General features: G+C 64.5%; 18 protein-coding genes. 8 read left to right on the top strand and 10 right to left on the bottom strand.

What is annotated here, in order from left to right; translation table 11 throughout:
• The first annotated feature begins 90 nt into the window (after positions 1 to 90).
• Positions 91 to 1461: an MFS transporter gene (locus OYT13_RS02675; RefSeq protein WP_017232632.1), complete on the top strand. Its 1371-nt coding sequence runs from the start codon at positions 91 to 93 to the stop codon at positions 1459 to 1461.
• Positions 1462 to 1469: 8 nt separating this feature from the next.
• Here the strand turns inward: OYT13_RS02675 and purU are convergent, their stop codons facing one another.
• The 10 genes from purU to OYT13_RS02625 form a co-directional block, all read right to left on the bottom strand.
• The gene (gene purU / locus OYT13_RS02670; RefSeq protein ID WP_017232633.1) at positions 1470 to 2342 is read right to left on the bottom strand and encodes a formyltetrahydrofolate deformylase; all 873 of its coding nucleotides are present in this window, start codon (positions 2340 to 2342) and stop codon (positions 1470 to 1472) included.
• A 79-nt stretch (positions 2343 to 2421) separates the two neighbouring features.
• The gene (locus OYT13_RS02665; protein WP_017232634.1) at positions 2422 to 3273 is read right to left on the bottom strand and encodes an NUDIX hydrolase; all 852 of its coding nucleotides are present in this window, start codon (positions 3271 to 3273) and stop codon (positions 2422 to 2424) included.
• 146 nt (positions 3274 to 3419) lie between these two features.
• A complete protein-coding gene (locus tag OYT13_RS02660) occupies positions 3420 to 5909 on the bottom strand; it encodes a GcvT family protein (RefSeq protein WP_268567202.1) in 2490 nt (829 codons plus the stop codon).
• A 166-nt stretch (positions 5910 to 6075) separates the two neighbouring features.
• Complete coding sequence (gene phnE, locus OYT13_RS02655; RefSeq protein ID WP_017232636.1) at positions 6076 to 6882, bottom strand: phosphonate ABC transporter, permease protein PhnE; 807 nt, start codon at positions 6880 to 6882, stop codon at positions 6076 to 6078.
• Positions 6883 to 7055: 173 nt separating this feature from the next.
• A complete protein-coding gene (gene phnD, locus OYT13_RS02650; protein ID WP_017232637.1) occupies positions 7056 to 8024 on the bottom strand; it encodes a phosphonate ABC transporter substrate-binding protein in 969 nt (322 codons plus the stop codon).
• A gap of 16 nt (positions 8025 to 8040) precedes the next feature.
• A complete protein-coding gene (gene phnC / locus OYT13_RS02645) occupies positions 8041 to 8961 on the bottom strand; it encodes a phosphonate ABC transporter ATP-binding protein (RefSeq protein ID WP_017232638.1) in 921 nt (306 codons plus the stop codon).
• A 322-nt stretch (positions 8962 to 9283) separates the two neighbouring features.
• Complete coding sequence (locus tag OYT13_RS02640) at positions 9284 to 10039, bottom strand: DeoR/GlpR family DNA-binding transcription regulator (protein WP_017232639.1); 756 nt, start codon at positions 10037 to 10039, stop codon at positions 9284 to 9286.
• Positions 10040 to 10122: 83 nt separating this feature from the next.
• Positions 10123 to 10737, bottom strand: a complete 615-nt coding sequence (locus OYT13_RS02635; protein ID WP_268567201.1) for a LysE family translocator — start codon at positions 10735 to 10737, stop codon at positions 10123 to 10125.
• Positions 10738 to 10812: 75 nt separating this feature from the next.
• Complete coding sequence (locus OYT13_RS02630; protein WP_174966532.1) at positions 10813 to 11364, bottom strand: adenine phosphoribosyltransferase; 552 nt, start codon at positions 11362 to 11364, stop codon at positions 10813 to 10815.
• Between the two features lie 178 nt (positions 11365 to 11542).
• Positions 11543 to 13525, bottom strand: a complete 1983-nt coding sequence (locus tag OYT13_RS02625; RefSeq protein WP_017232642.1) for a monovalent cation:proton antiporter family protein — start codon at positions 13523 to 13525, stop codon at positions 11543 to 11545.
• A 205-nt stretch (positions 13526 to 13730) separates the two neighbouring features.
• Here OYT13_RS02625 and OYT13_RS02620 point away from each other — a divergent pair, with 205 nt between their 5' ends.
• The 7 genes from OYT13_RS02620 to hpf all read left to right on the top strand — a co-directional run bounded on the left by OYT13_RS02620 (position 13731) and on the right by hpf (position 19556).
• Complete coding sequence (locus OYT13_RS02620) at positions 13731 to 14711, top strand: KpsF/GutQ family sugar-phosphate isomerase (protein WP_017232643.1); 981 nt, start codon at positions 13731 to 13733, stop codon at positions 14709 to 14711.
• Between the two features lie 107 nt (positions 14712 to 14818).
• On the top strand, positions 14819 to 15304 hold the full coding sequence (locus OYT13_RS02615; protein WP_051060087.1) for a KdsC family phosphatase: 486 nt from the start codon (positions 14819 to 14821) through the stop codon (positions 15302 to 15304).
• A 23-nt stretch (positions 15305 to 15327) separates the two neighbouring features.
• Positions 15328 to 15987: an LPS export ABC transporter periplasmic protein LptC gene (lptC, locus tag OYT13_RS02610; protein WP_017232645.1), complete on the top strand. Its 660-nt coding sequence runs from the start codon at positions 15328 to 15330 to the stop codon at positions 15985 to 15987.
• Positions 15984 to 16682, top strand: a complete 699-nt coding sequence (gene lptA / locus OYT13_RS02605) for a lipopolysaccharide transport periplasmic protein LptA (protein WP_150562278.1) — start codon at positions 15984 to 15986, stop codon at positions 16680 to 16682. Before lptC ends, lptA begins: the two co-directional genes overlap by 4 nt.
• A gap of 25 nt (positions 16683 to 16707) precedes the next feature.
• Positions 16708 to 17478 carry an LPS export ABC transporter ATP-binding protein gene (gene lptB / locus OYT13_RS02600; RefSeq protein WP_026131715.1) on the top strand — a complete coding sequence of 257 codons (771 nt, stop codon included), beginning with the start codon at positions 16708 to 16710 and terminating at the stop codon, positions 17476 to 17478.
• A gap of 94 nt (positions 17479 to 17572) precedes the next feature.
• Complete coding sequence (locus OYT13_RS02595) at positions 17573 to 19060, top strand: RNA polymerase factor sigma-54 (RefSeq protein WP_017232647.1); 1488 nt, start codon at positions 17573 to 17575, stop codon at positions 19058 to 19060.
• A gap of 142 nt (positions 19061 to 19202) precedes the next feature.
• Positions 19203 to 19556: a ribosome hibernation-promoting factor, HPF/YfiA family gene (hpf, locus tag OYT13_RS02590; RefSeq protein ID WP_017232648.1), complete on the top strand. Its 354-nt coding sequence runs from the start codon at positions 19203 to 19205 to the stop codon at positions 19554 to 19556.
• Positions 19557 to 19614 lie beyond the last annotated feature (58 nt).

Genomic DNA, 19614 nt, shown 5'->3' with positions numbered 1-19614 from the left:
TCGATTGCCCCCCGCTGACGCACCGCCGCTCGTGTGTCGAGTCGTTCTTCGTTTGCTTACCCGGTTGCCGCGACGGCAACGTCATGCCTCATGCTTGTTCCACTGATCGTTGCCTGCGCGCTGTTCATGGAGAACATGGATTCCACCGTGTTGTCCACCTCGTTGCCGTTGATTGCGCAAGATCTCGGCGAGAGCCCGATCACGCTCAAGCTCGCGCTCACGACCTACCTCATCAGCCTCGCGGTCTTCATTCCGATCAGCGGATGGATTGCCGATCGTTTCGGCACGCGCAATGTCTTTCGCACGGCCATCGGCGTGTTCGTGCTTGGCTCGATCTGCTGCGGCATCTCGAGCACGCTGCCGGAACTGGTGATCGCGCGTTTCATCCAGGGCATGGGCGGTGCGATGATGGTGCCGGTGGGACGCCTCGCCTTGCTCAAGTCCGTGGAAAAGCGCGACATGGTGCGCGCACTCAATTACCTCACGATCCCCGCGCTGGTCGGCCCGGTGCTCGGCCCGCCGCTTGGCGGCTTCATCACCACGTACTGGCATTGGCGCTGGATCTTCTACATCAACATCCCCATCGGCGTGCTCGGCTTCGTTCTTGCAACGAAGTACATTCCCGATCTTTATGAGGACGACGTGCCGCCGCTCGACATCCGGGGCTTCGTGCTGTCGGGCCTCGGACTCTCGATCCTGATGCTGGGGTTGTCCACCATCGGCCGCCATCTGATCCCTGTGTCGCTCGCGCTGGGACTCGTCGCCATCGGTGCGGCGTTGCTCGTGGCCTACCTGCGTCATGCGAAGGGGCTCGCGCATCCGCTGCTGCGGCTCGACCTCTTTCGCATCCCCACGTTCCGCGCCGGTGTCGCGGGCGGCACGCTGTTTCGCATTGGCGTCGGCGCCACGCCATTCCTGCTGCCGCTGATGCTGCAACTGGGTTTCGGGATGACGCCGATGGAATCGGGCGCGCTCACGTTCATCTCGGCCGCGGGCGCGATGTTCATGAAGACGCTCTCGCTACGCATTCTGCAACGCTGGGGTTTTCGCCGCGTGCTGATGACGAACGCGCTGATCGCGTCGGCGACGCTCGGCGGCTACGGGTTGTTCACCGCGCAGACGTCGCATCTGGTGATTCTCGGCACGCTGCTGTTTGGCGGATGCTTCCGCTCGTTGCAGTTCACGAGCCTGAACGCCATTTCATACGCGGACGTGCCGGCGCCGCGCATGAGTCAGGCAACCAGCCTGGCCAGCGTCGCCCAACAGGTGTCGCTCACGCTGGGCATCACCATCGGCGCCGCCGTGTTGCAGACGTCGTCGTGGCTGCACGGGCGCGATCATGTGATCGACGTCGACTTCCCGTGGGCGTTCCTGGTGGTCGGGCTGATTGCCGTGAGTTCGACGATTTCGATTGCGCGGCTTGCGCGCGATGCCGGCAGTGAGCTGGCGCGGCGCACCTAGCGCGTCGCTTAGCGGAAGATCACTGTCTTGTGGCCGTTGAGCAGAATGCGATGCTCGGCGTGATAACGCACGGCGCGCGCCAGCGCCACACATTCCACGTCGCGCCCGATGGCGGTCAGTTGCTCCGGGTCCATCGTGTGGTCCACGCGCTCGACTTCCTGCTCAATGATCGGACCCTCGTCGAGATCGGACGTCACGTAGTGCGCCGTCGCCCCGATCAGCTTCACGCCACGGTCGAACGCCTGATAGTACGGCTTCGCGCCCTTGAAGCTCGGCAGGAACGAATGGTGAATGTTGATCGCGCGGCCTGCGAGCTTCTCGCACAGATCGCTGGACAACACCTGCATGTAGCGCGCGAGGACCACCAGATCGATGTCGTTGTCCTGCACCAGTTCATACACCTTCGCTTCCTGCGCCGCCTTCGATTCGGGCGTTGCGTTCATGAGCGGCAGGTAATGGAACGGAATGTTGTAGCTCGCGGCCAGTTGGTAGAAATCCTTGTGGTTCGAGACGATGGCCGGGATTTCGATGTTGAGCTGGCCCGTCTTGTAGCGGAACAACAGATCGTTCAGGCAGTGACCGATCTTCGAGACCATGAGCATCACGCGCGGCTTGATCGCGGCGTCGACCAACTCCCATTGCATCTCATACTGCACGGCGAGCGGGGCAAAGTCGCGCTGCAACGCGACCAGATCGCTCTGGCCCGGCAGTTGCTGGAAATGCACGCGCATGAAGAAGCCGCCGGTGAAGCGATCGTTGAACTGGGCCGAGTCGAGAATGTTGCCGCCGCGCTCGACCAGGAAACCGGCCACCGCGTGGACGATGCCAGGACGGTCCGGGCAGGACAACTTCAGAATGTAGCTATTTTCGATCGGTGCCATGATTGCTCCTGGGCAAAGGCTTGCAATGTCGTTGCAGTGTTGAAATCGGTATCGATGGACGTGCGTCCAATGGCCTCGATCATTCGTCCGCCGGCTTGAACAACGCCTCGATTCCGGCGCAGTCCTTGGTGCGAATGGCGCCCTCGCGCAGCAGGAAGTCGAGACTGGCGAGGCTCGCGTCGACGGTCATCTTGCCGTGCGCGATCACCTCGCGCACGTCGCCGGCCGAGCACAGCCAGTGCGCGCTCGCCTCGCCGTCCTGATTCTCGGGCACGAAGCCGCGCGGCAGCGCGAGATCGTAGACGAAAATCTGCTCGGACTGCACGCCCTCCGGAATTTCCGCGAGGATATGCAGCGTGCGGCCAGGCCGCGCGTCGTTCGCCAGATGGGCCGGAATGCCGGCCTCTTCCCAGCACTCCTTGACGAGCGTGTCGCCCACGCCGATCCCATTGCCGATGCCCCCGGCGGCCGTATTGTCGAGACAACCGGGATCGGTCGCCTTGAGCACGCTGCGCCGCGCAATCCAGAGCTTCGGTGCTTCGCCCACGAAGCGGGCCGGCACGTAGCCGTTCACATGCACGGCGAACGTGCGCGTGCCGAAAAAGCGCGAGGCCGCGCGTTCGATCCACGCGAGCGGCGCGTCATAGAGCCGTTGCCGGATGGCATAGCGCTCATTGCGCCAACCCGTGATGAGTCCCTCGGCCGCCAGCGCCTCGATCACCGGCGCCAGCGCCGCCGTGCGCGCTTCGCAGGTATCGTGGCGCGGATGAATCCGCACCGCGAGTGAACTGATCTCGAACACGTCGGGCCAACGGCACAGCGACTCGGCGTCGCGACGGCGAACCCACCCATAACGCTGCGAACCGATCACGAGCGGCAGATGCGCGGTGTCGTCGAAGCGGCGCGCCGCCGCAATACAAGCAAAAGGCATACGTCAGAGACCGGACGCGCCCCCGTCGGAGACGCGCGAAATCGAGGCAAAAGCGGCATTTTACAGAAGCGGCGGCGAGTCCGCCCGCCTCCGGTGTCGCGGCGGCCTGCATCGTCGTCGCGGCCCAGCGCGACAGGCCCGCCCGTTCAAGCGCTCACGCGCTCGCCCTTCGGGTCGTACAGCGCGCGCAGTTGCACTCGAGCGTCGAGCCGATCGCCCGCGAGATCGACCTGATAGCGGCCCGATTCCACGTATTCGGCGGACACGACGCCGTTGGGATTCGTCAGATAGGCGAGCCCGACGGGCGCATCGATCGTGTGCCCATACGCGGCCGACGACAGGAAGCCAACCGGCTCGCCGTTGCGAAGCAGCGCCTCACCGCCCCAGAGCATCCTGTCGCTCGCCCCGTCGAGCACAACGCTCACAAGCCTGCGGCGGACCCCCGTCGATTTGGCCAGCTCGACCGCCTTGCGGCCGACAAACGGGAGACCGCCGGCCAGCTTGCAGGCGAACGTCAGCCCCGCTTGCACCGGGTTCGTGTCAGGCGTCAGTTCTCGTCCCCAGGCACGATAGCCCTTCTCGATACGCAGCGAGTCGACGGCGTAGTAGCCCGCATCCTTCAACCCGAAGGCGGCGCCCGCCGCGTGCAGCGTTTCATAGACGCCCACCGCGAACTCGACGGGCACGTACAGCTCCCAACCGAGTTCGCCGACGTAGGTCAGGCGCGTGGCACGCACCGTGGCATAGCCGAGATCGATTTCCTGGCTCGTGCCGAACGCAAACGCCTCGTTGGAAAAATCAGCGCGGGACACCCGCTGCAACAGCGCGCGGGAATTCGGCCCCATGAGCGCCAGTACCGCGTATTGCCCGCCGACGTCGACGACCGTACAGCGCGGATCGTCGGGCTGCTGGGCAATGCGCCGTTCGAGGTAGTCCATGTCACGGGTCGTCTGCGCCGAACCGGTGACCATCAGGTATTGATCGGGCGCGAGTCGCGTGAGTGTGAAGTCCGATTCGTAACCGCCGCGCTCGTTGAGCATCCCCGTGTAGACGGTACGCCCGGGCGGCACGGCCACGTCGTTGGTACACAACGCTTGCAGCACGCGCTCGGCATCGCGGCCCTTGATGAGCAGTTTCGCGAAAGAACTCATGTCGAACAGCGCGACGGCCTCGCGGCACGCGCGATGCTCCGCGGCACTCCACGCGTGCCAGTTCTGCTGACCGAAGCGGTAATCGATCGTCGCCTGCTCCGGCGACGGCGCGAAAAAGTTCGGCCGCTCCCAGCCCATCTTGCTGCCGAAGCAGGCGCCTTTGGCGAGCAACGTCGCGTGCAGTGGCGAGCGACGGAACGGCCGCGCCGTGTCCAGTTCGCGATTTGGCCACGGCATGGCGTAGTGCAGGCCGAGCGTTTCCTTCACGCGATCATGCAGCCAGGTATCGTTGCCGTTGAATCGAGCAAAGCGGCGGATGTCGACGGGCCAGAGGTCCATCGTCGGCTCGCCCGCCACGATCCACTCGGCCAGCGCCATGCCGGCCCCGCCGGCCGACGCAATGCCCATCGAATTGAAGCCCGCGCCAACGTAGAAATTGCGCAGCTCGGGCGCTTCGCCGAGCATGAAGTTGTTGTCCGGTGTGAACGACTCGGGGCCGTTGTAGAACTGCCGGATCTGCGCCGTCTCGAGCGCGGGCACACGCATCAATGCGTTCTCCATGAGGATCTCGAACTGGTCCCAGTCGTCGGGCAGCAGTTGAAATTCGAAATTCTCGGGAATGCCGTTCATGCCCCACGGCTTGGCGTTCGGCTCGAAGCCGCCCATCACGAGACCGCCGACTTCCTCCTTGAAGTAGATGTAGCCGTCCGGGTCGCGCATGACCGGCAGATCCGGATGCACGCCCGCGATCCGTTCCGTCACGATGTAGTAATGCTCGGCCGAATGCAGCGGCACGCTCACATCGCACAGACGACCCACGGCCTTGGCCCACTGCCCCGCGCAGTTCACGACGATCTCCGCGTCGATGCGTCCGCTTTCGCCGTCTTTATTGCACCAGGACACCCCCGTCGCCGTGCGAATCCCGCCAGGCGACGCCGTGTGAATCGCCGTGATGCGCGTGTTCTCCGCGATGCGCACGCCACGGCTGCGCGCGCCGCGCGCGAGCGCCTGCGTGAGATCGGTCGGGTTAGCCTTGCCGTCGCCCGGCAGCCACACCCCGCCGACGAGATCGTCAGTGCGCATCGCCGGCCAGAGTTCGCCGGCCTCGCGCGGCGAGACGACGTCGCACTGCACGCCATAGGCACGCGCCACCGCCGCCGTGCGCTTGAGTTGCGTCATGCGCGCCTGGGTGCGGGCCACCGACAACGACCCGCATGCCTTCCAGCCCGTGGCGAGCCCCGTCTCCGCTTCCAGTTCGCTGTAGAGCTTCGTCGAATAGCGGATGAGCTTCGTCATGCTCTCCTGCGAGCGCAACTGGCCGACCAGCCCCGCCGCGTGCCACGTCGTGCCGCACGACAACTGTCCCTGCTCCAGCAGGACGACGTCCGTCCATCCCAGTTTGGCGAGGTGATAGGCGACCGAACAGCCGACGATGCCGCCACCGACGATGACGACGCGAGCTTGAGTGGGCAAGGCTGAGGGCATGGGGAGGCTCCGGTTTGGCTGCGCGCCGGGAACGGCGTCACGGCCCAGGCGATCGACATTGGCCGCTGTGCGGGACTCGGCGCCGGCGCGAAGCGGCTGCCGTCAGGAAAAACAAAGGGCACCCAAGTGCCCTTTGCGGATTGACGCGATGGACGCGGCGGGACGATCAGATCACATGCTTGCGCACACGGGCCGAAAACACGTCGATGCATGTGACGACCACGATCATGATGAGCATCACGGCACAGGTCTGCGCGTACTCGAAGCTGCGGATCACTTCGTAGAGCACCACGCCGATGCCGCCCGCGCCCACCATGCCGACCACCGACGCCGAACGCACATTCGACTCGAAGCGGTACAGCGTGTACGAGATCCACAGCGGCATGACCTGCGGCAGCACGCCGTAAAGAATTTCATCGATCGCGCGCGCCCCGGTGGCCCGCACACCTTCGACCGGGCGCGGATCGATCGCTTCGACCGCTTCGGCGAACAGCTTCGAGAGCGTGCCCGTCGTATGCACCCACAGCGCCAACACCCCGGCGAACGGGCCAAGCCCTACCGCCACGATGAAGAGCATCGCGAAGACCATCTCATTGATCGCGCGGCAGGCGTCCATCACGCGACGCACCGGCTGGTACACCCACGCCGGCACCATGTTCGACGCCGAGAGCAACCCCATCGGAATCGAGCACACCACGGCGAGCACCGTGCCCCAGACAGCGATATGAATGGTCACGAGCATCTCGTGCACATACACGCGCCAGTCGTGAAAATCGGGCGGGAAGAAATCGTGCGCGAATTGGCTCATGTTGCCGGAATCGCGAATCAGATCGAGCGGGCGCATATCGGCGCCGCCCCACGACCACACCAGGATCAGGAAGAATGCGCCCCAGCCGATCAACGTCAGCCATGAGCGCTTGGGCGGCTCGCCCGGCAGGCGGCCATTTGCAGTGAGGGATACGCTGGTGTTCATGTCGTGTACCACAAGACAAGCCGGTGCAGCATCGACCGGAAAATCATCGGACCACAGAGGTCATCAGAGGTCACGGCAGGCCAGATGACCTGGCCCGCCGTCACCGATCACAGAGCAACGCCCGTGCGCCGCCCTGTGACATTGTGTCGTTCCACGCCCAGGCAATCAGGCGCTTACTTCGTTTTGCTCATTTCCTGATCGAGCGCGGCGAGCTTGCTGTCGATGTCGGTCAATTGCGATTGCTTCTTGGCGGCATCGAGGTTGGCATCCGACTGGATCTGTTGCTTCTGCTTGAACAGCTCGAGCTGGCGGATCGGCAGCAGTTGCGCGTTGCTCGACGCACGGAAGCCGCCGTAGTTGTAGATGTTCTTCAGCACTTCCTTCTCATGTGCGTCCTTGCCGTACGCCAGGAAGAAGTCGCGAATCTTCTTCTTCGTCGCGTCCGGCAGGTCCTTGCGCCACACCAGCGGATCCGACGGGATCAGCGGCGACTTCCAGATCACCTGCACCTGCTTGGCCTTCTCCGGCTGCGTTGCCTCGAGCTTGTCAATTTCTTCGGTGTTGTTGGTGGCCACGTCGACCTGGTTGTTGAGCACGGCCATCAGGTTCGCGCCGTGATTCGAGCTGCGCGCGGTTTTGAAGTACGTGCGCGGATCGATGTTGTGCTTCGCGAACACGTAGTAGCCCGGCACCAGCGTGCCCGACGTCGAGGTCGGATCGCCCAGGCCGAAGTTGATCTTCTTGCCGTTCTTGATCACGTCGTCGAGCGTCTTGTACGGGCTCGCCTTGTTCGCGATCAGCAGCGAGTAGTAGCCTTCGGTGCCGTCGGCGTACATGATCTTCGCGAAGACTTCACCTTGCGAGCGGTCCACGGCTTCCATCGCGGCCTTGTTGCCCAGCCAGGCGAGCTGCACCTTGTTGAAGCGCATGCCTTCGATCACGCCGGCGTAGTCGGTGGCGAAGAACGGCGTCACCTTGATGCCGGTTTGCTTCTCCATGTCGTCGATCAGCGGCTGCCAACGCTGGCGCAGTGCCGCGCTCGAGTCGGTCGAGATGATGCCGAAATTGATTTCCTGCGCGTGCACTGCCGCCACCGAGGCAAGCATGGCCGCGCCGGCCAGCAGGGTTTTCCAAAGTTTCATGAGAGCAAGCTCCTGGTCAGGTCAGACTGAGGGACATCGAGGTGAGGAATGGGGCTTGCGCATTGGCCGGCGCGGGGCCGGCTGTGCGCGGAGAAGCGTCGGCAGCGTCGCTGTCGTCGGCGCCTTCCACATGGTCAACGTGATCGACCGGGTCAACGCGGTCGTTAAGCAGTTCGCTTGCCTGCACGCCATAAAGACGGCGCAGCAGGTCGGGCGTGAGCGCCGCGGACGGGCCGTCGTACACCACGCGTCCCTGATGCAGGGCGACGGTTCGCACGCAGTAACGCATGGCGACATCCACCTGATGCAGCGAGACAACGACCGTCAGTTTGTGATCGCGGTTCATGCGGGCCAGCATGTCCATCACCTTGCGGGCCGACTCCGGATCGAGCGAAGCAATCGGTTCGTCCGCAAGAATGATCTTCGCGCCCTGCACCAGCGTGCGCGCCAACGCCGCGCGCTGCTGCTGACCGCCCGAGAGCGTGCTTGCGCGCTGGAACGCCAGATCGGCGATGCCGACCTCCGCGAGCGCCGCCATCGCGGCCTGACGCTCGGCCGGCGTGAAGCGGAATAGCAGGCTGCGCCACAGCGGCACGCGCGCGAGCAGACCCGTCAGCACGTTGGTCATCACCGGCATGCGGCCCACCAGGTTGAACTGCTGGAAGACGAAGCCGATGTCGCGACGAATCTGGCGCACTTCGCGCACGATGCGGCCGTCGCGCTGAATCGGACGACCGAGTATGTCGATACCGCCCGGTTGCAGATCGGCCGCCACGAAACCCGCCATGTGACGCATCAGCGTCGACTTGCCCGAGCCCGACGCCCCGATCAGGGCGACCATTTCGCCCGGCATCACGGTAAGCGCCACCTCGTCGAGCGCACGGCGGCCGCCCCCGAAAGTCTTGGTCAGTCGCTCGATTCGAATTGCTTCGTCCACGGGTCACCTGTCAATCGACTCGCCGGTCGGATCCGATGCATTCCCGCTAACCGCGCCCCAGGCTGGGAGCACGTCGCCCGCATCGCTCGACTAGCTGTTTTGTGGCAATTTGTGCCAAAAGTGACAGCAGTCTAAGAAGTGCCGATGACAAGACAGTGACAATCGATGAGCTTTTCGATGGGCGTTGAAAATCCTTATTGGGTCAAGGAGTTAACAACGTTTTCGGCGCCACGGCACGCAGGGATGCGCGCGCACCGACGTCACGCCAAACGGGGCGCGACGTCATCGGCCTCGGGGTCGAGCGCCGATGTTGTCTACACATTTACGCGATGAGGAGTTCCGGGCCGCGAGCGCGCAGTTGGGCCAGCATGCTCTTGTGCGGCGCGGCGTCGCTGATGAGGTAGCGGGCCGCCTCGAAATGGCGGATACGCACGGGCGTCACGCGCCCGAACTTGGTATGGTCCGCCACCACGGCCGAGATGTTCGCACACAGCAGCATGCGCGCGCGAAGCTCGGCGGCCGCGCGGTTGAAGTCGGTAATGCCACCGTCCTCAGTCACGCCGCCCACGCCGATGAATGCGAAGTCGGCATGGTATTGCGATATCTGGTTGATGGCATCCCAGCCCTGCACGGCATCTTCGTTGTCCTGCAGCTCGCCGCCGAGCAGTGTCACCTGATTGTCGTGATGACGGCCCAGCAATCGCGCGATCTGCCAGTCGTTCGTGTAGATGCGCAACCGGTGCTTTGCAAGCAGCGCCTGCGCCACCGCCCGTGTGGTCGTACCGTAGTCGATGATCACCGACGCCCCATCGGGTACGAGTTCCGCCGCGCGCATGCCGATGGCCCGCTTGCCCACGGCGTTGACGTTCTCGCGCAGCGTCCAGTCGGGTTCGCTGCGATCGGCGGCCAGCGCGCCGCCGTGCGTCATGAGCAGCAGCCCGCGCGCGGCGAGCGTGTTGAGGTCGCGGCGCACCGTCTCGCGCGACACCCCCAGCTCACGCACGAGATCGCTGATCGCGAGGGCCCCGGTCTTGGCAAGTTGTTCAAGCACGTACTGTTGGCGTTGTTCGGCAAGCATGATCTGGCAATGTCGGTGGGACTACGAATTCCTGGAAGGCATCGGCGCGGCCGCTGCCACTCATGCGAGGGCGCGCGTGCGTCCTATGCCTGTAGCGCAACGCGCAAGCCCAGGCCGATGAAGATGGCGCCGGCGACACGGTCGAGCCAGCGCCCTGCCCCGGGGCGTCGCTTGAGCCACGTGCCCAGCACGCCAGCGAACCATCCGTACGCGCTGAACACGACAATCGTCTGCGCCATGAACACCAGGCCGAGCAACAGCATCTGCGCGCCCGGATGGGCCGTGTCGGCACTCACGAACTGGGGCAGGAACACCAGGAAAAACAACGTGACCTTGGGGTTGAGCATATTCGCCAGCACGCTTTGACGAAAGACGGCCGCGAGCGGTTGCGGCGCGGCCTCGTTGGCCAACGCCAGCGCGCCGCGCGCGCGTATCGCCTTGATGCCGATCCAGATCAGATAGGCGGCCCCCGCGAGCTTGATCCCCTCGAAGGCCCACGGCGACGAACGCAGCACGGCGGCCAGGCCGATGGCCGCGACGCTCGTGTGGAAGAGACATCCCGACGTGAAACCGGCGGCCGCAGCCAGCCCCGCCCGACGGCCCTGCGCAATGCCGCGCGCGATGACCTGCATGTTGTCCGGCCCCGGCGCAAGCGTGATCGCCACCGAGGTCAGCAAGAACAGCCAGAGATTGGGCATCGGCGTGTCCGAAGTGGGGTAATGGGGATGATGAGGGGTGGGAACGCGGCAAAGCGTCCGCTCAGGCAACCGGGTTCAATGGCCTTCGAACGAGCACAGCAGGAACAGTGGCAATCCGGCGTCGCGAATCAGGCGCGAGCCCCCCAGTTCCGGCAGGTCGACGATGGCCGCCCCTTCGATGACCGTTGCCCCCAGGCGCTCCAGCAGCTTCTTGCCGGCGAGCATCGTGCCGCCGGTGGCGACCAGGTCGTCGATGAGCAGCACGCGGTCGCCCGGGCCGCAGGCATCGGCATGGATCTCGACCGTTGCACTGCCGTATTCCAGTTCGTACTCCTCCGCGACCGTCTGATAGGGCAGCTTGCCCTTCTTGCGAATGGGGATGAAGCCGATGTTCAATTCGTACGCGAGGATCGAGCCGAGGATGAAGCCGCGCGCGTCGAGACCCGCGATGTAATCCGGACGCTGCGTCATGTAGCGGTGCACGAACACATCGATGAGCACCCGCAAGGTGCGCGGGTTCTTGAGCAACGGGGTGATGTCGCGAAACTGCACGCCCGGCGCGGGCCAGTCCGGCACGGTGCGAATCTGGCTCTTGATATAGGCGGCAGGGGACTCGTCGATCTGCACGGGGATCCTTCTTGGGATACTGAGGGAAAACACGCCACATTATGCCAAAAATCGCCCGACGCCCCGCGACCGAGCGGGCAGTGCCACCCGGCGCACGACGTACGCCCCATCAGCACGCCCCAGCAGCACGCCCCGACAGCGCGCCCGCTTCACGGTCTGGCCGTCGACTAGTGGTCGTCTATTCGTGGCCGCGCAGACGCGCCTCGGCCGCGACCAGCTTGTCGGGCAATCCGCGCAGCACCACGATGTCCTCGGCCATCAGACGCGTCTCCGACACCGGCTCGACCCCGCGAATGCCATGCCGACGGATGGCCGTGACCGTCACGCCGAGCTTGTCGAGCCGGAGTTCGCCGAGCGTGCGCCCGACCGCGTCCGAGTGAAGCGTGAGCGGCACCGATTGCAGTCTGACCTGCTCGCGCTCGCCGCCCTCGTCCTCGTCGTCGAGGCCGTGAAAGTAACCCCGCAGCAGACTGTAACGCTCGTTACGCGCCTGCGCCACCCGGCGCAGCACGCGGCGCATCGGCACGCCCAGGAGCACCAGCGCATGCGATGCCAGCATCAGGCTGCCCTCCACGATCTCGGGCACGACTTCGGTCGCGCCCGCCGCGATCAGTTCGTCCATGTGGGTGTCGTCGACCGTGCGCACGACCACCGGCAATGTCGGCTCCAGCGCCTGCACCTGCGAGAGCACCTTCAACGCGGCCGGGGTGCTGTCGTAGGTCACCACGATGCCGGCGGCGCGGTGAATCCCGGCCGCGACCAGCGCCTCGCGCCGGGCGGCGTCGCCGAAGACGACCGTCTCGCCGGAGCTGGCCGCCTCCATCACTCGATCGGGGTCGAGATCGAGTGCCACATAGCCGATGCCCTCCTGTTCGAGCATGCGCGCCAGATTCTGGCCGCACCGGCCGTAGCCGCAGATGATGACGTGACCCGACGTCTTGATGCTCTGCGTGGCGATCTTGGTCATCTGCAACGACTGCATCATCCACTCATTGGCGACGAAGCGCAGCGCGATGCGGTCGGCGTTGATGATGAGAAACGGCGCACACAGCATCGAGAGCAGCATGCCCGCGAGCACGGCTTGCGAAAGCGACGGGTCGAGCAGGTGCCTGTCGATCACCAGATTGAGCAGCACGAAACCGAATTCGCCCGCCTGCGCCAGGCCCAGGCCGGTGCGGATCGCCGTGCCGGGCGGGCTGCCGAACAGGCGCGCAAGCCCCGCGATCAATGTGAATTTGACGACCAGCGGGCCAACGAAGAACAGCAGCACGAGCAGCGGCTGCTGCGCCACGATGGACGGATCGAGCAGCATGCCGGTCGTGATGAAGAACAGCCCCAGCAGCACGTCGCGAAATGGCTTGATGTCGTCTTCCACCTGATGGCGGAACGGCGTCTCGGCGATGAGCATGCCGGCAATGAACGCGCCAAGCGCCATCGACAGGCCAAGGTTCTCGGTGACGTAGGCCAATCCGAGCGTGAGCAGCAACAGATTGAGCATGAACAGCTCTTGCGAGCGCCTCGCTGCCACGATGTGGAACCAGCGTCCGACCAGTTTCTGGCCAATCCAGAGCAGCAGCGCGAGCGCCCCGCTAATCTTGAGCGCGGCCAGCGACAGTGCCAGGACCAGCGCCTTCGGGTTGCCGCCCAGTGCCGAGATCACGATCAGCAATGGCACGACTGCCAGATCCTGGAACAGCAGCACCCCCATGATGTTGCGGCCGTGCTCCGTCTCGAGTTCCAGCCGCTCCGCCAGCATCTTGGTGACGATGGCCGTCGAGGACATGGCCAACGCGCCGCCCAGCGCCACCGATGCCTGCCACGAGAACGACCAGAACAGGTTGACGAGCGCCCCCAGTCCCACCGCCACGAGCAGCGTTCCCATGACCTGGGATACGCCCAGCCCGAGCACGATCCGGCGCATCGTCCTGAGCTTCGGTAGCGAAAATTCGATGCCGATGGAGAACATCAGGAAGACAACGCCGAACTCCGCGAGGTATTGCACGCGCTGGGTGTCGGCGGCCAGCCCGACCGCGTGCGGGCCGATCACGATGCCCACGCTCAGGTAGCCGAGCATCGGCGGCAGATGAAGCATGCGGAACAACACCACCCCGACACAGGCGGCAAACAGCAGGACAAGAGTGAGTTCGAGCGGTGATGCCATCGGCTAAGGTGGGTTTCCTGAGTGAATCTGAATGCTGGCGGTTTGACCGAACGCGGTACTTGCTATGCAAGTGCCGTGCCAGATAGCGTTGGCGCAGTGGTCTCCGACGAGGCACCGGGCCGCTTCCTGGGTGGTCTCGAACGGTGCAGGTCCAAGCCTGGCGCGGCTGTCCTCGGCGACGCGTGCGTTTTGATATACTCCGCGCATGATAGCGAAAATCAATCCAGGCCGGGCACTCGAGGTCGCCCGGGAGGTGTTGCGCACCGAAGCCGACGCCATCGAACGCGTCTCCGCGCACCTCGACGACAGCTTCTTCGAAGCGATTTCTCTGCTGCTCGCCTGCCGCGGGCGCGTGGTCGTCACCGGAATGGGCAAATCGGGCCACATCGGCCGCAAACTGGCCGCCACGTTCGCCAGCACCGGCACACCCGCCTTCTTCGTTCACCCGGCCGAAGCCAGCCACGGGGACCTGGGCATGATCACGACCGACGACGTCGTTGTCGCCCTGTCCAACTCCGGCGAGACGGGGGAACTGGTCAGCATTCTCCCGATGATAAAGCGCATCGGCGCGAAGCTCATCGCCATGACCGGCAACGCCGCCTCCAGCCTGGGGCGCCTGTCCGACGTGCACCTCGACGCGCACGTCGACAGAGAAGCCTGCCCGCTGGGCCTCGCACCGACCGCCAGCACCACGGCCGCTCTCGCCCTGGGCGATGCGCTTGCCGTCACGCTGCTCGACGCGCGCGGTTTCGGCGCCGAGGACTTCGCCCGGTCGCATCCGGGCGGCGCGCTCGGTCGACGTCTGCTGACGTTCGTGCGCGATGTCATGCGCACCGGCGAGCGCGTTCCGCGCGTGCGCGCCGATGCCAGCCTGTCCGATGCCCTACTGGAGATGACCGCCAAGGGTCTGGGCATGACGGCCATTGTCGATGCCGACGATCGCGTTGTGGGCATCTTCACGGACGGCGACCTGCGCCGCCTGTTCAAGCGTACGCTCGATTTCACCACGCTCACGCTGGCCGACGTCATGAAGGCCGGACCGCGCAGCATCGGCCCCGATCAACTCGCCGCCGAAGCCGCCGAACTGATGGAACGTTTCGGCATCACGCAATTGCTCGTGACCGAGAACGACCGCCTCGTCGGTGCGCTCAACGTGCACGACCTGTTCGCCGCCAAGGTCGTGTGAGCCGCTTGCCCATGAATCAGCCCAGCATCGCCCAACCCACTCGTTCCGCCCCGCTTGATGCGACCGACGTGACCGACGCCGCTGCGCGCGCCGCTCGGCTGCGTGTCATGGTGTTCGACGTCGACGGTGTCCTCACCGACGGCGGCCTGCGCTACGGACCGGCCGGGGAAGTCATCAAGACCTTCGATTCGCTCGACGGCCACGGCCTGAAGCTGCTCGCCGAGGTCGGCATCGTCACGGCCATCATCACCGGACGCCAGTCCGAGATCGTCGCCAAACGCGCGGCCGATCTTCGTGTCGCACACGTCTATCAAGGCGTGCAGGACAAACGCGCCGCATTCGAAGACCTGTGCGCCAAGGTGTCAGTGACGAGCGAGGTTTGCGGCCATATCGGCGACGACTGGCCCGATCTGCCGATCCTCAGCCGCGTGGGCTTCGCCGCCTGCCCGGCCAATGCCCATGCCGAAGTCAGGGCACGCTGCCACTGGGTTGCCGCCACGCGCGGCGGCGAAGGCGCCGTGCGCGAGCTGTGCGACTTCATTCTGCGTGCCCAGGGACGTTACGACGCCCTGCTCGCCGACGCGCTCGCCTGACGCGTCGAGGAAGCCGATCATCCATGGCCACTCAACGCCTCTCACCCGCTTCGCTGGTCGCCATCGTCGTGCTGGCCGGCCTGGCCGCCGGCACTTACTGGCTCGTGCAACGCACGCTGCCGTCTGACGCCGACCGCGCGCCGTATGTAAAGCAGCACATTCCGGATTACTTCGCCGACGACATGGTGATCTCCACCCTGTCGGCGACCGGCCTCACGCAATACCGCGTCAATGCCGTGCACATGACGCATTACGAGGACGACCAGACCACGGCCATGACCATGCCCGCCGTCCGCGCGTTCACGCCGAATCAACCGGAAGTGACCGCCACGAGCAAACGCGGCACGCTCAATGCCGACATGTCCGTCGTCGATCTGTACGACGACGCGGTCGTGGTACGTCAGGCCGGACCGCGCGATCCGCAAATGCGGGCGCTGTCCCAGCACTTCCAGGTGCTCGTCAACGACGACATCGTGCGCACGGAATTGCCAGTCCAGCTGTTCCGCGGTGCTTCCGTGATGTACGGCGATGGCATGATTTTCAATAACATCTCGCGCGCCGTACAATTGCTCGGCAATGTTCACGGCACGATCCAGCCGGCGGAACTGGGCGGCAATCGCCCGGCACCGGCCGCCGCGCCGAGCGCGCCACTCCAGACCAAACCGGGCCCCAAGACCCCATGACCGATCGCCGCCAACCGCGCCCCGTCTCCCTGTCGCTGCGTCGCCTGCGCGCACTGGCCGCCGCCTTCGCCATGCTCGGCGCCCTCGCGTCGCCGCTCGCCCATGCCGAACGCGCCGACCGCGACAAGCCGCTCAACATCGAGTCGGATCACATGAGCTACGACGACCTCAAGCAGGTCAACATCTTCACCGGCAACGTGACGATGACCAAGGGGACGATTCTCCTCAAGGCCGATCGCGTCGAAGTGACTCAGGATCCAGAGGGCTATCAGTACGCCACGGCCTATTACAAGCCGGGCGGCCCGCTCGCCTACATGCGCCAGAAGCGCGACGGCCTGGACGAATACATCGACGGCTGGGGCCAAACGATCTATTACAACGGCAAGACCGAAGTCGCCACGCTGACCACACAAGCCACGCTCAAGCGCCTGGCCGGCGGCACGAGGGTGCTCGACGAAATTCACGGTAGCGTGATCACGTACGACACGTACAACGAGGTCTATACCGCCAACAGCGGTGCCGATCAGGTCAACGCCAACAATCCGAACGGCCGCGTGCGCGCCACGCTCGCCCCGCGCAATGCCACTGGCGCGAACCAGCCAGGCGCCGGCGGCGCGAGCAAGCCGGCGGCCGCGCCCAAGGGCGATCTGCCGCCGCTGTCTCCCTCCAAAAGCATCGGGAATCCGCGTGAGTAATTCTGCCAATAGCAACGCCTCGACGATCCATCCGGGCGACGGTCAATCGGGCAAGCCGAGCGCGCTCGTGGTGCGCTCGCTCAAGAAACAATACGGTGCCCGTACTGTTGTCAAGGACGTCTCGCTCGATGTGAAGAGCGGCGAAGTCGTGGGACTGCTCGGCCCGAACGGCGCGGGCAAGACGACATCGTTCTACATGATCGTGGGCCTCGTGCCCGCCGACGACGGCGAAATCCAGCTCGACGGCAACGTGATCAGCGAGCTGCCGATTCACGAGCGCGCCCGCATGGGCGTCTCGTACCTGCCGCAGGAAGCGTCGGTGTTCCGCAAGCTCACGGTCGAAGACAACATCCGGGCGGTGCTCGAATTGCAGCTCGATGCGCACGGCAAGCCGCTCAAGCGCGACGAGATCGACCGACGCATCGAAGCGCTGCTCGACGAGTTGCAGGTGAGCCATTTGCGCGAAAATCCGGCGATGTCGCTCTCGGGCGGCGAACGCCGCCGCGTGGAAATCGCCCGCGCCCTGGCCACGCAACCGCGCTTCATTTTGCTTGACGAACCGTTCGCGGGCGTCGATCCGATCGCCGTGCTGGAAATCCAGCGAATCGTGCGTTTTCTGAAAGATCGTGGCATCGGTGTCCTGATTACCGACCACAACGTACGCGAGACGCTCGGCATCTGCGATCACGCCTACATCATTAGCGAAGGCTCGGTGCTCGCCGCCGGCACGCCCGACCAGATCGTGGCCGACGAAAGCGTGCGGCGCGTATATCTGGGCGAAAACTTCCGGATGTAAAGCAAATTTTTCGCATGTAAACCCTGCCTCCGATAGGGGGCCGGGCCGGTTTCGCTGGCGTGACAAAGCCTCTACAATGAAGGCGAGAAATGCTATGAAACCGACCCTTCAACTCCGCACCTCCCAGCACCTGACCCTCACGCCTCAGTTGCAGCAATCCATCCGATTGTTGCAACTGTCGACGCTCGAACTTCAGCAGGAAGTCGAGCACGCCCTCACCCAGAACCCGATGCTCGAGCGCGAGGACGATTGGCTCGCCGGCACGATCCGTGTGGGCACGGACGGATCGCTGCGCAATGAGCGGGGCTCGTCGAGCAGCAGCACCAACGACACGCCGGAATCGGCCAGCGGCCAGGACGACGCCCGCGAACTCGACGGCGAGACCCGCTTCGACGACAACGCGCGCGACGGTGGCAACGACTGGAGCCTGAACGACTTTGCCCGCTCGGGCAGTGCGTCGGACGACGACGACAATGAGCGGCCGCAACTGCACGTCGATCATCCCAATCTTCGCGAACACCTGCTCGCCCAGTTGCGCCTGACGAAAGCCAGCCCGCGCGATCGCCTGCTGGTGGAATTCCTGATCGAATCGCTCGACGAAGACGGCTATCTCGGCACCCTGCTCGACGAAATGCAGGCGGAAATGTCCGAGGAACTTGGGCTCGAGACCGAAGAGATCAACGCCGCGCTCGCGCTGCTGCAGAGCTTCGACCCGGCAGGCGTGGGCGCCCGAACCCCGTCAGAATGCCTTCGCCTGCAACTCCAGCGGCTGCCGGCAAGCAGCGTGCGAACTCTGTCGCTGCGCATCGTTTCCGATCATCTGGAGCTGCTCGCCGCGCGCGACTACACACGGTTGCGTCGTCTGCTGGGCGTGAGCGAGGACAGCCTGCGCGCGGCGCATCAACTGATTCGCTCGCTCGACCCGTTCCCGGGCGCCGCCTACGGCTCGCCCCAGGCGGATTACGTCATCCCCGACGTGCTCGTGCGCAAGCAAGGCGGCGGCTGGACCGCCGAACTCAATCCCGAGGTCATGCCGCGCCTGCGCATCAATGAAATGTATGCGCGCATCCTTCGCAACAACCGCAATGCGCCGGGAACCGGCAACCTGCAGCAGCAACTTCAGGAAGCGCGCTGGCTCATCAAGAACATCCAACAGCGGTTCGACACGATCCTGCGCGTGTCGCAGGCGATCGTCGAGCGTCAGAAGAACTTCTTCACGCATGGCGAAATCGGCATGCGGCCCTTGGTTTTACGCGAAATTGCTGATACGCTGGGTTTACATGAATCCACGATTTCACGCGTGACAACCAGTAAGTACATGCTCACTCCATTCGGAACCTTCGAGCTTAAGTACTTCTTTGGTTCACACGTGGCCACGGAAGCCGGGGGCGCCGCCTCATCGACCGCCATCCGCGCACTCATCAAGCAACTCATAGGAGCAGAAGATCCGCAGACCCCCCTTTCCGACAGCCGTATCGCGGAGCTGCTGGCAGAGCAAGGGTTCGTGGTAGCGCGACGCACCGTCGCGAAATACCGCGAAGCCATGCGCATTCCCGCAGTGAACTTGCGCAAATCTTTGTAGGACGGTCCTGGTGTGCCATCTTGGCTCGCTGGGGCATCACGCCGCAGTGCGACATTGCGTCACGCCAATGGCTCGCACTCCCGCTAGCCAGCGTTGCTTGTGACGCGGCCTGCACTTCGGCATTTCAGCAAGGAGAGCAGCTATGAATCTGAAGATCAGTGGACATCATCTCGAACTCACGCCGTCGCTGCGCGAATTCGTGGTCAACAAGCTTGAACGCGTGTTGCGCCATTTCGACCAGCTCATCGGTGCCGAGGTGATCCTATCTGTCGACAAGACCAAGGAGAAGACCGGACGCCAGATCGCTAGCGTCACCGTGTATCTCAAGGGCAAGGAGATTTTCGTCGAGAAGTGTGACGAGAATATGTACGCCGCCATCGACAAGCTGATCGACATGCTCGACCGCAAGGTTATGCAATACAAGGACAAGGTTCAGGATCATGGCCGCGAGGCCCTCAAGCACCAGGAACCTCCCGAGGCGGAACCGCTGCAATGAGTCTGTCCGGGCAAGGTAGCCGCATTGACCGACACTGACGGCGATTCGCGAGGAAGCC

This window comes from Pandoraea sp. XJJ-1 (assembly GCF_026802345.1).
In the GTDB taxonomy this organism is placed as follows: Bacteria; Pseudomonadota; Gammaproteobacteria; order Burkholderiales; family Burkholderiaceae; genus Pandoraea; species Pandoraea cepalis.
The sequence above is the reverse complement of the archived record's forward strand: the minus strand, read 5'-3'. Positions and strand labels throughout refer to the sequence as shown.

Coding starts and splice junctions, on each gene's coding strand:
- OYT13_RS02675 (WP_017232632.1), top strand. CDS start 91: ATGCTTGTTCCACTGATCGTTGCCTGCGCGCTGTTCATGGAGAACATG.
- purU (WP_017232633.1), bottom strand. CDS start 2,342: ATGGCACCGATCGAAAATAGCTACATTCTGAAGTTGTCCTGCCCGGAC.
- OYT13_RS02665 (WP_017232634.1), bottom strand. CDS start 3,273: ATGCCTTTTGCTTGTATTGCGGCGGCGCGCCGCTTCGACGACACCGCG.
- OYT13_RS02660 (WP_268567202.1), bottom strand. CDS start 5,909: ATGCCCTCAGCCTTGCCCACTCAAGCTCGCGTCGTCATCGTCGGTGGC.
- phnE (WP_017232636.1), bottom strand. CDS start 6,882: ATGAACACCAGCGTATCCCTCACTGCAAATGGCCGCCTGCCGGGCGAG.
- phnD (WP_017232637.1), bottom strand. CDS start 8,024: ATGAAACTTTGGAAAACCCTGCTGGCCGGCGCGGCCATGCTTGCCTCG.
- OYT13_RS02640 (WP_017232639.1), bottom strand. CDS start 10,039: ATGCTTGCCGAACAACGCCAACAGTACGTGCTTGAACAACTTGCCAAG.
- OYT13_RS02635 (WP_268567201.1), bottom strand. CDS start 10,737: ATGCCCAATCTCTGGCTGTTCTTGCTGACCTCGGTGGCGATCACGCTT.
- OYT13_RS02625 (WP_017232642.1), bottom strand. CDS start 13,525: ATGGCATCACCGCTCGAACTCACTCTTGTCCTGCTGTTTGCCGCCTGT.
- OYT13_RS02620 (WP_017232643.1), top strand. CDS start 13,731: ATGATAGCGAAAATCAATCCAGGCCGGGCACTCGAGGTCGCCCGGGAG.
- OYT13_RS02615 (WP_051060087.1), top strand. CDS start 14,819: ATGGTGTTCGACGTCGACGGTGTCCTCACCGACGGCGGCCTGCGCTAC.
- lptC (WP_017232645.1), top strand. CDS start 15,328: ATGGCCACTCAACGCCTCTCACCCGCTTCGCTGGTCGCCATCGTCGTG.
- lptA (WP_150562278.1), top strand. CDS start 15,984: ATGACCGATCGCCGCCAACCGCGCCCCGTCTCCCTGTCGCTGCGTCGC.
- OYT13_RS02595 (WP_017232647.1), top strand. CDS start 17,573: ATGAAACCGACCCTTCAACTCCGCACCTCCCAGCACCTGACCCTCACG.
- hpf (WP_017232648.1), top strand. CDS start 19,203: ATGAATCTGAAGATCAGTGGACATCATCTCGAACTCACGCCGTCGCTG.